Origin of the sequence: Agrococcus citreus, from assembly GCF_039527715.1 — a bacterium.
Lineage (GTDB): Bacteria > Actinomycetota > Actinomycetes > Actinomycetales > Microbacteriaceae > Agrococcus > Agrococcus citreus.
Window position 1 is genome coordinate 776,927 of record NZ_BAAAKK010000005.1, and the last position, 12,049, is coordinate 788,975.

At 73.3% G+C, this 12,049-nt stretch carries 12 protein-coding genes; 10 read left to right on the plus strand and 2 right to left on the minus strand.

Annotated features, from left to right (window positions below):
• The 4 genes from mfd to ABD106_RS12620 all read left to right on the plus strand — a co-directional run.
• The coding region (gene mfd / locus ABD106_RS12605; RefSeq protein WP_343920864.1) for a transcription-repair coupling factor at positions 1-2,354 on the plus strand (2,354 nt) is incomplete at its 5' end.
• Positions 2,351-3,049: a MazG family protein gene (locus tag ABD106_RS12610; RefSeq protein ID WP_343920866.1), complete on the plus strand. Its 699-nt coding sequence runs from the start codon at positions 2,351-2,353 to the stop codon at positions 3,047-3,049. The genes mfd and ABD106_RS12610, both read left to right, overlap by 4 nt.
• Positions 3,046-3,642 (plus strand): hypothetical protein, encoded by a 597-nt coding sequence (locus ABD106_RS12615; RefSeq protein WP_343920868.1) that lies wholly within the window; start codon positions 3,046-3,048, stop codon positions 3,640-3,642. The genes ABD106_RS12610 and ABD106_RS12615 overlap by 4 nt, the downstream gene beginning before the upstream one ends.
• 103 nt (positions 3,643-3,745) lie before the next feature.
• Positions 3,746-4,456, plus strand: coding sequence for a DUF1775 domain-containing protein (locus ABD106_RS12620; RefSeq protein WP_343920870.1), 711 nt, complete (start codon positions 3,746-3,748; stop codon positions 4,454-4,456).
• Between the two features lie 92 nt (positions 4,457-4,548).
• Here the strand turns inward: ABD106_RS12620 and ABD106_RS12625 are convergent, their stop codons facing one another.
• Entirely contained in the window at positions 4,549-5,487 is a 939-nt protein-coding gene (locus ABD106_RS12625) for an NAD(P)-dependent alcohol dehydrogenase (RefSeq protein ID WP_343920872.1), read from the minus strand.
• Positions 5,488-5,567: 80 nt separating this feature from the next.
• On the opposite strand from ABD106_RS12625, the gene ABD106_RS12630 reads away from it, so the two are divergent.
• Positions 5,568-6,254: a TetR/AcrR family transcriptional regulator gene (locus ABD106_RS12630; RefSeq protein ID WP_343920874.1), complete on the plus strand. Its 687-nt coding sequence runs from the start codon at positions 5,568-5,570 to the stop codon at positions 6,252-6,254.
• Here the strand turns inward: ABD106_RS12630 and ABD106_RS12635 are convergent.
• Positions 6,167-6,880: a Pr6Pr family membrane protein gene (locus ABD106_RS12635; protein WP_343920876.1), complete on the minus strand. Its 714-nt coding sequence runs from the start codon at positions 6,878-6,880 to the stop codon at positions 6,167-6,169. The genes ABD106_RS12630 and ABD106_RS12635 overlap by 88 nt on opposite strands.
• Before the next feature lie 80 nt (positions 6,881-6,960).
• Here ABD106_RS12635 and ABD106_RS12640 point away from each other — a divergent pair, with 80 nt between their 5' ends.
• Genes ABD106_RS12640 through ABD106_RS12660 form a run of 5 tightly spaced genes read left to right on the plus strand, consistent with a single transcriptional unit; the run spans position 6,961 to position 11,963 of the window.
• On the plus strand, positions 6,961-8,199 hold the full coding sequence (locus ABD106_RS12640; protein ID WP_343920878.1) for a histidine--tRNA ligase: 1,239 nt from the start codon (positions 6,961-6,963) through the stop codon (positions 8,197-8,199).
• A gap of 60 nt (positions 8,200-8,259) precedes the next feature.
• Complete coding sequence (eno, locus tag ABD106_RS12645) at positions 8,260-9,540, plus strand: phosphopyruvate hydratase (protein ID WP_343920880.1); 1,281 nt, start codon at positions 8,260-8,262, stop codon at positions 9,538-9,540.
• A gap of 47 nt (positions 9,541-9,587) precedes the next feature.
• The gene (locus tag ABD106_RS12650; protein ID WP_343920882.1) at positions 9,588-10,043 is read left to right on the plus strand and encodes a septum formation initiator family protein; all 456 of its coding nucleotides are present in this window, start codon (positions 9,588-9,590) and stop codon (positions 10,041-10,043) included.
• Positions 10,040-10,585 carry a DUF501 domain-containing protein gene (locus ABD106_RS12655; RefSeq protein ID WP_343920884.1) on the plus strand — a complete coding sequence of 182 codons (546 nt, stop codon included), beginning with the start codon at positions 10,040-10,042 and terminating at the stop codon, positions 10,583-10,585. Before ABD106_RS12650 ends, ABD106_RS12655 begins: the two co-directional genes overlap by 4 nt.
• A gap of 43 nt (positions 10,586-10,628) precedes the next feature.
• Positions 10,629-11,963 (plus strand): NAD(P)/FAD-dependent oxidoreductase, encoded by a 1,335-nt coding sequence (locus tag ABD106_RS12660; protein ID WP_343920886.1) that lies wholly within the window; start codon positions 10,629-10,631, stop codon positions 11,961-11,963.
• Positions 11,964-12,049: the final 86 nt, after the last annotated feature.

Sequence of the window (12,049 nt, forward strand, 5' to 3'; positions counted from 1 at the left end):
AGGTGCTCGGCGAGCACGAGGTCGCGGCGCGGGTCGTCGAGGCGCTGCCGGCGGCGCTCGAGCCGGGCGTCGTGCACGTCACGCAGGCGTCGATCGAGCACGGCTTCTCGCTCACCGAGGATCGCATCGAGCTCGTGAGCGAGGCGGAGTTCTTCGGCCGCGCCGTCGGCGTCGACGCGCGGCAGCCGCACAAGCTCGCGGGCCGCCGCCGATCCGTCGTCGATCCGCTGCAGCTCAAGGCGGGCGACTACGTCGTGCACGAGACGCACGGCGTGGGGCGGTTCGTCGAGCTCACGCAGCGCACCGTGTCGACCGGCGGCCGGAACCCGGTGAAGACCACCCGCGAGTACCTCGTGATCGAGTACGCGGCCTCGAAGCGCGGGCATCCGGGCGACCGGCTCTCGGTGCCGACCGACCAGCTCGACCAGCTCAACCGCTACGTCGGCGGCGAGGCGCCCCAGCTGTCGAAGATGGGCGGCAGCGACTGGCAGCAGTCGAAGGCGAAGGCGCGCAAGGCCGTGCGCGAGATCGCGATCGAGCTCGTGCAGCTGTACTCGAAGCGGATGGCGTCGAAGGGCCGCGCGTTCGGTCCGGACACGCCATGGCAGCGCGAGCTCGAGGACGCGTTCCCCTACGCCGAGACGCCCGACCAGCTCACGACCATCGAGGAGGTCAAGCGCGACATGGAGCGCCCGGTCCCGATGGACCGGCTGCTGTCGGGCGACGTCGGCTACGGCAAGACCGAGGTCGCGGTGCGCGCCGCCTTCAAGGCAGTGCAGGACGGCACGCAGGTCGCGGTGCTCGTGCCCACGACGCTGCTCGTGCGCCAGCACTTCGAGACCTTCGCGTCGCGCTTCGCGGGCTTCCCGGTGCAGGTGCGGGCGCTCAGCCGGTTCCAGCCCGACAAGGAGGTCCGCGAGACGATCGCCGGGATCGCCGACGGCACCGTCGACGTCGTCATCGGCACGCACCGCATCCTCTCGGAGAGCGTGCAGTTCAAGGAGCTCGGCCTCGTCATCGTCGACGAGGAGCAGCGCTTCGGCGTCGAGCACAAGGAGAAGCTCAAGGCGATGAAGGCGAACGTCGACGTGCTGTCGATGTCGGCGACGCCCATCCCGCGCACGCTCGAGATGGCGGTCACCGGCATCCGCGAGATGTCGACGCTCGCGACGCCGCCCGAGGCGCGGCACCCGGTGCTGACGTTCGTCGGGGCCTACAACGACCAGCAGGTCGCGGCCGCGATCCGCCGGGAGCTGCTGCGCGAGGGGCAGGTGTTCTTCGTGCACAACCGCGTCGCGTCGATCAACCGGGTCGCCGCGCACCTCGCCGAGCTCGTGCCCGAGGCGCGCATCGGCGTCGCCCACGGCAAGATGGCCGAGACCTCGCTCGAGCGCGTGATCGTCGACTTCTGGGAGAAGCAGTACGACGTGCTCGTGTCGACGACCATCGTCGAGACGGGCCTCGACATCCCCAACGCGAACACGCTCATCCTCGACCACGCCGAGCGCTACGGCCTCAGCCAGCTGCACCAGCTGCGCGGGCGCGTCGGCCGCGGGCGCGAGCGCGCGTACGCGTACTTCCTCTACGACGCCGAGACGCCGCTCTCGGAGCTCGCGCACGACCGGCTCGAGACGATCGCGGTGCACAACGAGCTCGGCGCGGGCATGCAGGTGGCGCTCAAGGACCTCGAGATCCGCGGCGCCGGCAACATGCTCGGCGGCGAGCAGTCCGGGCACATCGCGGGCGTCGGCTTCGACCTGTACCTCCGGATGGTGGGGGAGGCCGTCTCGGTCTTCCGCGGCGAGGAGGACGAGGGACCGCGCGAGCTGCGGCTCGAGCTGCCGGTCGACGCGGTCATCCCCGAGGAGTACGTCGACGCCGAGCGGCTGCGCCTCGAGGCCTACCAGAAGCTGTCGGCCGCGGCGTCGTCGCGCGACGACGAGGCGATCGACCACGTGCTCGAGGAGCTCCGCGATCGCTACGGCGAGCCGCCCGCGCAGGTGACGGCGCTCGTCGCCATGGCGCGGCTGCGACGCAAGGCGCAGAAGGCACAGCTGTCCGAGGTCATCACGGTCGGACCGAACCTGCGCGTGGGCCCGGCGGAGCTCGCCGACTCGGTGCAGCTGCGGCTGCGGCGCATGTACCCGGACTCGAAGGTCAACGCGCAGGCGAAGACGGTCATCGTGCCCATCCCGACCGCCGGTGGCGGCCGGCTCGCGGGCACGCAGGCCGAGCCGCTGCCCGACGCCGAGCTGATCGCGTGGGTCGACGCGCTGCTCACGGCCATCTTCCCGCCGCCGAAGGAGCCCGCTGCAGGGTCGACCGAGGCCGCGTCGACGGAGGCCGCGGGGTGAGCGCGCTCGACGACCTCGTCGCCGTGATGGCGCGGCTGCGCGGACCGGGCGGATGCCCGTGGGATGCGGAGCAGACGCACGCGTCGCTCGTGCCGTACGCGATCGAGGAGGCGCACGAGCTCGCCGAGGCAGTGGAGGCCAGGGAGGCGGGGCTCGGCGACGACGCGCACCTCCGCGAGGAGCTCGGCGACGTGCTGCTGCAGGTCGTCTTCCACGCCGACATCGCGCGAGCCGAGGGCCGCTTCGATGTCGACGACGTCGCGCGCACGCTGATCGAGAAGCTGCGCCGCCGGCACCCGCACGTCTTCGACGACCTCGCGGTCGACGGCGTGGCCGACGTCGTCGCGAACTGGGACGCGATCAAGCGGGCCGAGAAGCCGGAGCGGTCGAGCGCGCTCGACGGCATCCCGGTGACGCTGCCGGCGCTCGCGCGCGCCGAGAAGACGATGAGCCGTGCCCGGCGCGCCGGCCTCGCGCTGCCGCAGGCGCTCGCCGACGCTGGCCCGGCCGACGGGGGCCCGGCCGACGGCGGCCCGGCCGACGAGCAGGCGCTCGGCGCCGCGCTGCTCGCGCTCGTGCAGAGCGCGAGCGAGCAGGGGCTCGATGCCGAGCGCGCGCTCCGCACCGCGACGCGGGCCCTCGAGCACGAGCTGCGCGCCCAGGAGTCGGCGCAGCGGGAGTCGACGCAGCCGTGACCGGCATCGCGACGATCGAGGCCCGCATCGAGCGTCGTCGTCGCGCGCTCGCGGCCTCGGTCGTGGTTGCGGCAGCGACGACGGTCGTGACGGGCTGCGCGCACGCGCTCGGCGGTGGCACCGCCCCCGACCCGCTGCTGCTCGCGGCCGCGCTCGTCGCGACGATGCTCGTCCTCGCCCCCGTGCTCGGCAGCCGCGGGTCGGTCGCCCGCCGGGTGTCGGCCGTCGCGATCGCGCAGCTGCTGCAGCACGGCCTGTACTCGCTGCCGGACACGTCCGTGGCGGAGGGGCACGTCCACGACGCCTCCGCCGCGCTCGGATCGTTCGCGGTCGGGCACGCCCACGCCTCGATGCCGCTCGCGCACCTCGGCGCGGGACTCATCACGCTCTGGCTCCTCGGAGCCGCGCCGCGCGCGGTCGCCGCGGTGCAGGGCGCCATGTCGCTGCGCCTCGCCGCCGCGACGCTCGACTGGACGCCGCCGCTGGCGCGGCGACGCGCATCCGTCTCGGCCTCGAGGCCGGCTCCTCGGGCCGCCCTCGACGTGCTGCGCGACGCGCTCGCGCGGCGCGGACCGCCGCTGCTCGTCGGCTGATCCCATCCGCGAGGCCCTGTGCCCGCGAACCACTTCGGCGACCGCGCGTGCGGCGCCGATCCGTCGACCGCGCCACCGAGCGCGAGGAGCCATTGGAGCACCCATGCACACGTCCACCACCCGCCCCCGCACCGTCGCCGCCGGCGTCGGCGCCACCATCGCCGCCGCAGCGCTCGTGCTGCTCGCCCCCACCGCGGCGAGCGCCCACGTGCACGTCTCGCCCTCGAGCACCGAGGCGGGCGCTACGAGCGAGCTCGCCTTCTCGTTCAGCCACGGCTGCGACGGCTCGCCGACGACGGGCGTCGCCATCACCATCCCCGACGAGGTCGCGGCGGTGAGCCTCATCGCGAACGCCGGCTGGGACGTCGCGGTCGACACCGCGGGCGGCCAGCGCGTCGTGCAGCTGACCGCCGACGAGCCCGTGCCCGACGGCATCCGCGAGACCCTCGAGGTCGAGGTGACCCTGCCGGAGGGAGCCGCCGATGGCACGGTCCTCGCGTTCCCGACGCTGCAGTCGTGCGAGGTCGGCGAGACCGACTGGAGCAGCCTCGATCAGGAGGCCGACACGCCCGCACCGATCCTGACGATCGGTGCGTCGTCCGAGCACGGGCACGGTGCCGCGGACGGCGCGGACACCGCCGGCAGCGCGGACAGCGCGGATGGCGCGGACAGCGCGGATGCCACCGCCTCGGTCACCGCGGAGGAGGGCGAGGCGTCCGCCGCGATGCCCATCGCGATCGCGGCGCTCGTCGTCGCCGTCATCGCGGCGGCGCTCGGCGCGTTCTCGGTCCTCCGACGCCGAGCGACCGACTGACGCGCACCCCTCGATCGCACAGCGCAAGCCGCCGCGGCCCGATCCCTGCCGGGTCGGGCCGCGGCTCGCCCGGCAGGTGGCGGGGAGGGCAGCTAGGGGCGGACGACCACGTTGCCGACCTTGCGGCCCGAGTCGACGATCCCGTGGGCGCGAGCGATGTCGTCCATGGGCATCGACTCCTGGATCACGGGATCGAGCTCGCCGCTCGCGACGAGCGAGAGCAGGCGGGTCATGTGCGCGGGCCGCACGCGTGCGACGCCGGCCCTGACCGGCCGGCGCGCGGTGATCGTCTGCCCGAGCGTCGCGACGATCAGCAGCAGCGTGCCGCCGTCCGCGAGCAGGCCACGACCAGCGGCGGTGCTGCGTGCGCCGACGGTGTCGACGACGACGTCGAATCGCTCCGCGATCCGGTCGATGGGCGTCGAGGTGTAGTCGATGACGGCCTCGGCGCCCAGCTGCCGCACGCGCTGGGCGTTGCGGCCGCTCGAGACGCCCGTCACCCGGGCGCCGGCGATCCGAGCGATCTGCACGGCGCTCGAGCCGACGGCCCCGGAGGCGCCGATGACGAGCACCGACCTGCCCGGCTCGAGGCCCGCCACGTCGAGCAGGTAGTGCATCGCGGTCGTGCCGCCGAAGAGCACGGCCGCGGCGGCGTCGTGCGAGACGTCCGCCGGCTTGCGCACGAGCCGGTCGGCGCGCACCGCGACGAGCTCGGCGTGCGCCCGGCTCGCCATGCCCGCCACCTCGTCGCCGACGGCGAGGCTCGTGACGCCCTCGCCGATGGCCGCCACGGTGCCCGAGAGCGCCACGCCGAGGATGCGCTGGCGTGGGCCGTGCAGGCCGATCGCGAGCCGAGCCGGCAGCGCCATGCCGCGCGGGAAGCTGGCGGCGCGCATCCGCGCGTCGCCCGAGGTGACCGCGGCAGCGGCGACGCGCACCACGACCTCGTCGCGCCTGGGCACGGGGTCGGCGACCTCCGCGACCCGAGCGACGCTCGGCGGTCCGTATCGATCGACGACGACTGCACGCATCCGGTGCTCCTTACAGGTGTAAGCCAGGTTCGCGACGACCGTATCCTTACACTCGTAAGAGCGCAAGGAGGGGATGCATCATGACGAGCGGCGCAGGAGCGAGGCCGGGGGTCGGGCGGCCCGGCCTCACGACCGAGCGGATCGTCGAGGCGGCCGCGGCGGTCGCCGACCGCGAGGGGCTCCACGGCGTGAGCATGCGCCGCGTCGGGCGCGAGCTCGGCGTGGAGGCGATGTCGCTCTACCACCACGTCGCGGGCAAGGACGCGCTCCTCGACGCCCTCGGCGACTGGCTCATGCAGCGGGTCGAGCGGCCGCCCGTCGATGCCGGCTGGCGGGCGGGCATGCGCGCCCGCTGCGCCTCGCTCCGCGAGGTCATGCGCGAGCACCCCTGGGGTCCCGCGATCGTCGAGTCCCGCCGAGCACCCGGCATGGCGCTGCTCGGACACCTCGAGGCTGTGCTCGAGTGCCTGCACCGGGGCGGGTTCCCGGTGCAGCTCGCCGCGCACGCCTTCTCGGTGCTCGACGCCTACGTCTACGGCTTCGTGCTCACCGAGCAGAGCCTGCCGTTCGAGCCGGGCGGCGGCGTCGACGAGCTCGCCGACGAGCTCGCGCTGCCGGCCGACGATTTCCCGCGCATGGCCGCCCTCATCGAGCAGGCGATCGTCGGCCGCTCGTACGACTACGGCGACGAGTTCGAGTACGGCCTCGAGCTCGTGCTCGACGGGCTGGAGTCGAGGCTCGCCGCGGCCGGTCCCGGCGCGCGGTAGCGCAGCCGGCCGACGGTCGCCACGAGCAGGATGCCGATGAGGAAGGCGAGCAGCACCTGCCCCGTCGGCCCGACGAGGCCCGCCCAGCCGCCGTGCTCGCCGGGGTCGAGGAAGGGGTAGGGGAACCAGCCGTCGATGAGCCCGCCGCGCAGCCAGGACGCGACGAGGTACCCGATCGGATAGGCCATCCACCACGCGGCGCGCGAGACGCGGATGCGCCGGGCGGTCGGCACGAGCAGCCAGTCGAGCCCGACCATCCACGGGATGAAGCGGTGCTGCGCGGCGTTCGTGTACTCGATCGACCACGACCACACCTCGTCGGGCTGCGCGAGCAGCACGGCGTAGACGAGGCCCGTGAGCACGATGTACGCCGTGATCGCGCCGCGCACGTGGTCGAACCAGCGCGGCCGGTGCTCCTCGCGCGAGCGCAGCATCCACAGCATGAGGATGATCACGAGGATGTTCGCCTGGACGGTGAAGTAGGCGAAGTGCTCGGTCGGCGGCTCGCCGTCGCGCACCATGTTGACGATGTTCCAGGCCTCGGCGAGCACCGCCGCGAGCACGATGACGATGCGCCATGCGACGACGGGGACGGCGCGATCGTGGAGGGGCCAGCGCTGTCGCATGCCGTCATGATGGCACGCGGCGGCCGGTGCGGACGGGGCCGCGGCGCAGGGTGTGGAGCGCGTGCGGGAGAATGGTCGGCATGGCAAACCAGGTGCACCCGGCGCGCGGCATGCGCGACTTCCTGCCCGTCGAGAAGCGGCGCCGCGAGCGCGTGCTCCGCGTGATCCGGGATGCCTACGAGGACCATGGCTTCGAGGAGATCGAGACGCCCGTCGTCGAGGACGCGAACCGCCTGCACGCGGGGCTCGGCGGCGACAACGAGAAGCTCGCGTTCGCGGTCATGCGCCGCGGGCTCACGGTCGACGACCTGCGCGCCGCGGAGGCGCCGCTCGCGCTCGCCGACCTCGGCCTGCGCTTCGACCTCACCGTGCCGCTCGCGCGCTTCATCGCGTCGAACCGCGCGGCGCTGCCGCCCGTCTTCCGCGCGATCCAGATCGCCCCGGTCTGGCGCGCCGAGCGCCCGCAGCGCGGCCGCTTCCGCCAGTTCATGCAGTGCGACATCGACATCGCGGGGGAGCCCGGCATCGCCGCCGAGCTCGAGCTGCTCGCAGCGACCGCCGATGCGCTCACGCGGCTCGGCATCCCCGACGCGTTTATCCGCATCAACGACCGGCGCATCCTCGCGGCCGCGCTCGAGCACGCGCGGGTCGCCGAGGAGCTGCGCGAGGGCGCGCTCATCACGATCGACAAGCTCGACAAGATCGGCCGCGAGGGCGTGACGGAGGAGCTCGACGGTCGCGGCATCGACGGTGCGCGGCTGCTCGCGACGCTCGACGCGATCCGCGGGCTCGTCGACGGCGGCGAGGCCGAGGCGCTCGACGGCTTCGACGAGGGCGTGCTCGGCGGCGTGCGCGAGCTGCTCGGCGCGAGCGTCGGCATCCGGCTCGACTTCGACCCCACGCTCGTGCGCGGCATGGGCTACTACACGGGGCCGATCTTCGAGATCGCGCACCCGGAGCTGCCGTACTCGATCGGCGGCGGCGGTCGCTACGACGGCATGGTGGGGCGCTTCCTCGGCCAGGAGCTGCCGGCCGTGGGCATCTCGCTCGGCTTCGAGCGGCTCGTCGACCTCGTCGCCCTGCCCGAGACGGGTGGCCGCGAGGCGATCGCGCTGCTCGTCGACAAGGCCGTCGCTCCCGCCGACGCGCTCTCGATCAAGCGCGACCTCGTCGCGGCGGGGCAGACGGTTCGGATGCAGCGCCGAACGAAGAACGTGACGGGCCTGCTCGAGCAGCTCGCGGCATCCGGCGCGACGCACTTCGCCTTCGTGCGCCCCGGCGACGCGGCCGCGACGCTCGAGGTCAAGCCCATCGCCTGACGCGGCCGCGCGCCCGACTAGGCTCGACAGCGGCCATCCACTGCGATCCAAGGAGCACCCGTGGCACTCATCGACACCCTGCAGGCTCGCGAGATCCTCGACTCGCGCGGCAACCCGACCGTCGAGGTCGAGGTGTTGCTCTCCGACGGCACCGTCGGCCGCGCCGCCGTGCCGAGCGGCGCGTCCACCGGCGCGTTCGAGGCCTTCGAGCTGCGCGACGGCGACAGTGCCCGCTACCTGGGCAAGGGCGTCGAGCAGGCCGTCGACGCCGTGAACGAGGAGATCGCCGAGGCCATCGAGGGCCTCTCGGCCGACGACCAGCGCATCGTCGACTCGACGCTCATCGAGCTCGACGGCAGCGACAACAAGAAGAACCTCGGCGCGAACGCGATCCTCGGCGTCTCGCTCGCCGTCGCGAAGGCCGCGGCCGACTCCGCGAAGCTGCCGCTGTTCCGCTACCTCGGCGGACCGAACGCCTTCCTGCTGCCCGTGCCGATGATGAACGTCATCAACGGCGGCGCGCACGCCGACACGGGCGTCGACATCCAGGAGTTCATGGTGCTGCCGATCGGCGCCGAGACCTTCCGCGAGGGGCTGCGCTGGGGCGCCGAGACCTACCACGCGCTCAAGAGCATCCTCAAGGAGCAGGGCCTGTCCACCGGGCTCGGCGACGAGGGCGGCTTCGCACCCGACCTCGCCAACAACCGCCTCGCGCTCGACCTGCTCGTGCAGGCGATCGAGAAGGCCGGCTTCACGCCCGGCAGCGACATCGCGCTCGGCCTCGACGTCGCCGCCTCCGAGTTCTTCGCGAACGGCGTCTACCGCTTCGAGGGCCAGGACCGCTCGAGCGCCGACATGACCGACTACTTCGCCGACCTCGTCGACGCGTACCCGCTCGTGTCGATCGAGGACCCGATGAACGAGGAGGACTGGGAGGGCTGGGCCACGCTCACCGAGCGCCTCGACGACAAGGTGCAGATCGTCGGCGACGACCTCTTCGTCACCAACCCCGAGCGGCTCATCGAGGGCATCGAGCGCGGCGCGGCGAACGCGCTGCTCGTCAAGGTCAACCAGATCGGCACCCTCTCCGAGACCTTCGACGCGATCCGCATCGCGACGCAGGCCGGCTACGCCTCGGTGCTCTCGCACCGCTCCGGCGAGACCGAGGACACCACCATCGCCGACATCGCGGTCGCCGTGAACGCGGGCCAGATCAAGACCGGCGCCCCCGCCCGCAGCGAGCGCGTCGCGAAGTACAACCAGCTCCTGCGCATCGAGGAGGACCTCGGCGAGGCCGCCGAGTACGCGGGCGCCGCCGCGTTCCCCCGATTCGAGGGCTGACCGCGGTCCTGTCGTCGAAGGAGGGCACCCGCCGATATCCTCGGTCGGTGCCCTCCTCCCGTGAAGCCGCCACCGGCCAGCTGCGCGTGTCGTGGCTGCTGCTCGTGGTCGTCGGCCTCGTGGCGGCGGGCTTCGTCGTGCTCGCGCCGACCGTCGGCCTGCTGCTCGAGCAGCGCCGCGACATCGCCGCGATGGAGGCCCAGGTCGCGGGCCAGCAGGCGAACGTCGAGGCGCTGCAGACCGAGCAGGCCCGCTGGGACGACCCCGCCTACATCGAGGCGCAAGCACGCGACCGGCTGTTCTTCGTCTACCCGGGCGAGACGAGCTTCGTCGTGCTCGACGACCGCTCGCCGCTCGACGCCGCCTCCGCCGAGGTGCCCTCCGCGACGCTCGAGGAGCCGTCGAGCGACTGGGCGGCGGCCGCCGCGACGTCGTTCCTGCTCGCAGGCCTCACCGACGAAGGCCCGAGCTCGTTCGTCGGCGTCGCGCCGGAGCCGCAATGAGCCCCGCGGCGATCGACCCCGCGACCGAGCGCGACCTCGAGATCATGGCGCTGCAGCTCGGCCGCTCGATGCGCGGCGTGCTCGGCATCGGCGCGCGCTGTGCGTGCGGTGCGCCGACGGTCGTCGTGACGAGCCCTCGGCTGCCCGACGGCACGCCCTTCCCGACCTTCTACTACCTCACGCACCCCGCGGCGACGGCGGCCGCGTCGCGCCTCGAGGCCGACGGCACGATGGCGCGGCTGCAGCTCCGGCTCGACGACCCGGCGGTCGCGGATGCGTATGCCGCGGCCCACGCGGCGTACCTCGCGGACCGCGAGCGGCACGGCCGCGTCGACGAGATCGCCGGCATCAGCGCCGGCGGCATGCCGAGCCGCGTGAAGTGCCTGCACGCGGTCATCGCGCACGCCCTCTCGGCCGGCCCGGGGGTCAACGTCATCGGCGACGAGGCGCTCGCGCTCGCGGACTGGTCTCCCGAGGTCTGCGCGTGCGCACCGGACGCTCGCGGCGCCGCGGGCCCAGAGGCGCATCCGGAGCCGCGATAGACTCGATGCACATCCACATCTGATACCGCGGAAGAAGCGTGCTGTGACCAAGATCCTCATCGTCGGCGGCGGCTATGCCGGCCTCTACACCGCTCGCGGTCTCGAGCGCCAGCTCGGTGCCGCGGAGGCCGAGATCACCATCGTCGACCCGCTGCCGTACATGACGTACCTGCCGTTCCTCCCCGAGGTCGCCGCAGGGTCGATCGAGCCGCGGCACGCCGTGGTGTCGCTGCGCCGCCACCTCGCGCGCACGCGCGTCGTGCAGGCGAAGGTCACCTACGTCGACCACGCGGCCAAGGTCGCGACGATCCAGCCCGAGCTCGGTGAGCCGTCGACGCTCGAGTACGACGTCATCGTCATGACCGCCGGCTCGGTCTCGCGCACGTTCCCCATCGGCGGCGTCGCCGACGAGGCGATCGGCATGAAGACGATCGAGGAGGCCACCGCCGTGCGCGACCGCCTCATCGGCAACTTCGCCCGCGCCGCGGCACTGCCCGTCGGCCCCGAGCGCGACCGCCTGCTGACGGTCGTCGTCGTCGGCGGCGGCTTCGCCGGCATCGAGACGATCGCCGAGCTGCGCGACTTCGCGACCCACCTGCTCTCGCGCTTCCCCGAGATCGGCTTCGAGGAGGTGCGCTTCCACCTCGTCGAGGCGATGGGCCGCATCATGCCCGAGGTCAGCGCCAAGACGGCCGACTGGGTCGTCGCCGACATGCGCGGGCGCGGCGTCGACGTGCACCTCGAGACGCAGCTGCAGAGCGCCGTCGGCGGCGTGTGCGAGCTGTCGACCGGCGAGCGCTTCGCCTCCGACCTCATCATCTGGACGGCCGGCGTGATGGCGAACCCCGTCGTGCGCCAGACCGACCTGCCGCTCGACGAGCGCGGCCGCATCACCGCCCTCGCGACCCTGCAGGTCGCGAAGGACGGCGTCGTGGTCCCCGACGCGTGGACGGCCGGCGACGTCTCCGCGGTGCCCGACAAGTCGAAGACCCCCGGCCCCGGCGGCTTCTGCGTGCCCAACGCGCAGCACGCGGTGCGCCAGGCGAAGCTGCTCGCGAAGAACATCGTCGCGGTGCTCCGCGACGAGGCGCCGCGCGAGTACATCCACGACAACCTCGGCGCGGTCGCAGGCCTCGGCATCGGCAACGGCGTGTTCCAGAGCGGCAAGATCGCGATCAAGGGCCCGCTCGCGTGGCTCGCGCACCGCGGCTACCACGGCATGGCCATGCCGATGTGGGAGCGCAAGCTGCGCGTCTTCGGCGGCTGGTGGAACAACTTCTGGCTCGGCCGCGACATCGTCGAGCTCTCGGAGCGCGAGCACCCGCGGGTCGCCTTCGAGACGTTCGCCTCGCGCCCGAAGCCCAAGGTCGACGCCTAGGCCGACCCGGCTCCGAGCCCTCGACAGCGCCGCCCTTCCTCCGGGAGGGGCGGCGCTGTCGTCGTTCGAGGGCTCGCCCGGAAGGC

Coding starts and splice junctions, on each gene's coding strand:
- ABD106_RS12630 (WP_343920874.1), top strand. CDS start 5,568: ATGACGAGCGGCGCAGGAGCGAGGCCGGGGGTCGGGCGGCCCGGCCTC.
- ABD106_RS12625 (WP_343920872.1), bottom strand. CDS start 5,487: ATGCGTGCAGTCGTCGTCGATCGATACGGACCGCCGAGCGTCGCTCGG.
- ABD106_RS12640 (WP_343920878.1), top strand. CDS start 6,961: ATGGCAAACCAGGTGCACCCGGCGCGCGGCATGCGCGACTTCCTGCCC.
- ABD106_RS12620 (WP_343920870.1), top strand. CDS start 3,746: ATGCACACGTCCACCACCCGCCCCCGCACCGTCGCCGCCGGCGTCGGC.
- ABD106_RS12635 (WP_343920876.1), bottom strand. CDS start 6,880: ATGCGACAGCGCTGGCCCCTCCACGATCGCGCCGTCCCCGTCGTCGCA.
- ABD106_RS12655 (WP_343920884.1), top strand. CDS start 10,040: ATGAGCCCCGCGGCGATCGACCCCGCGACCGAGCGCGACCTCGAGATC.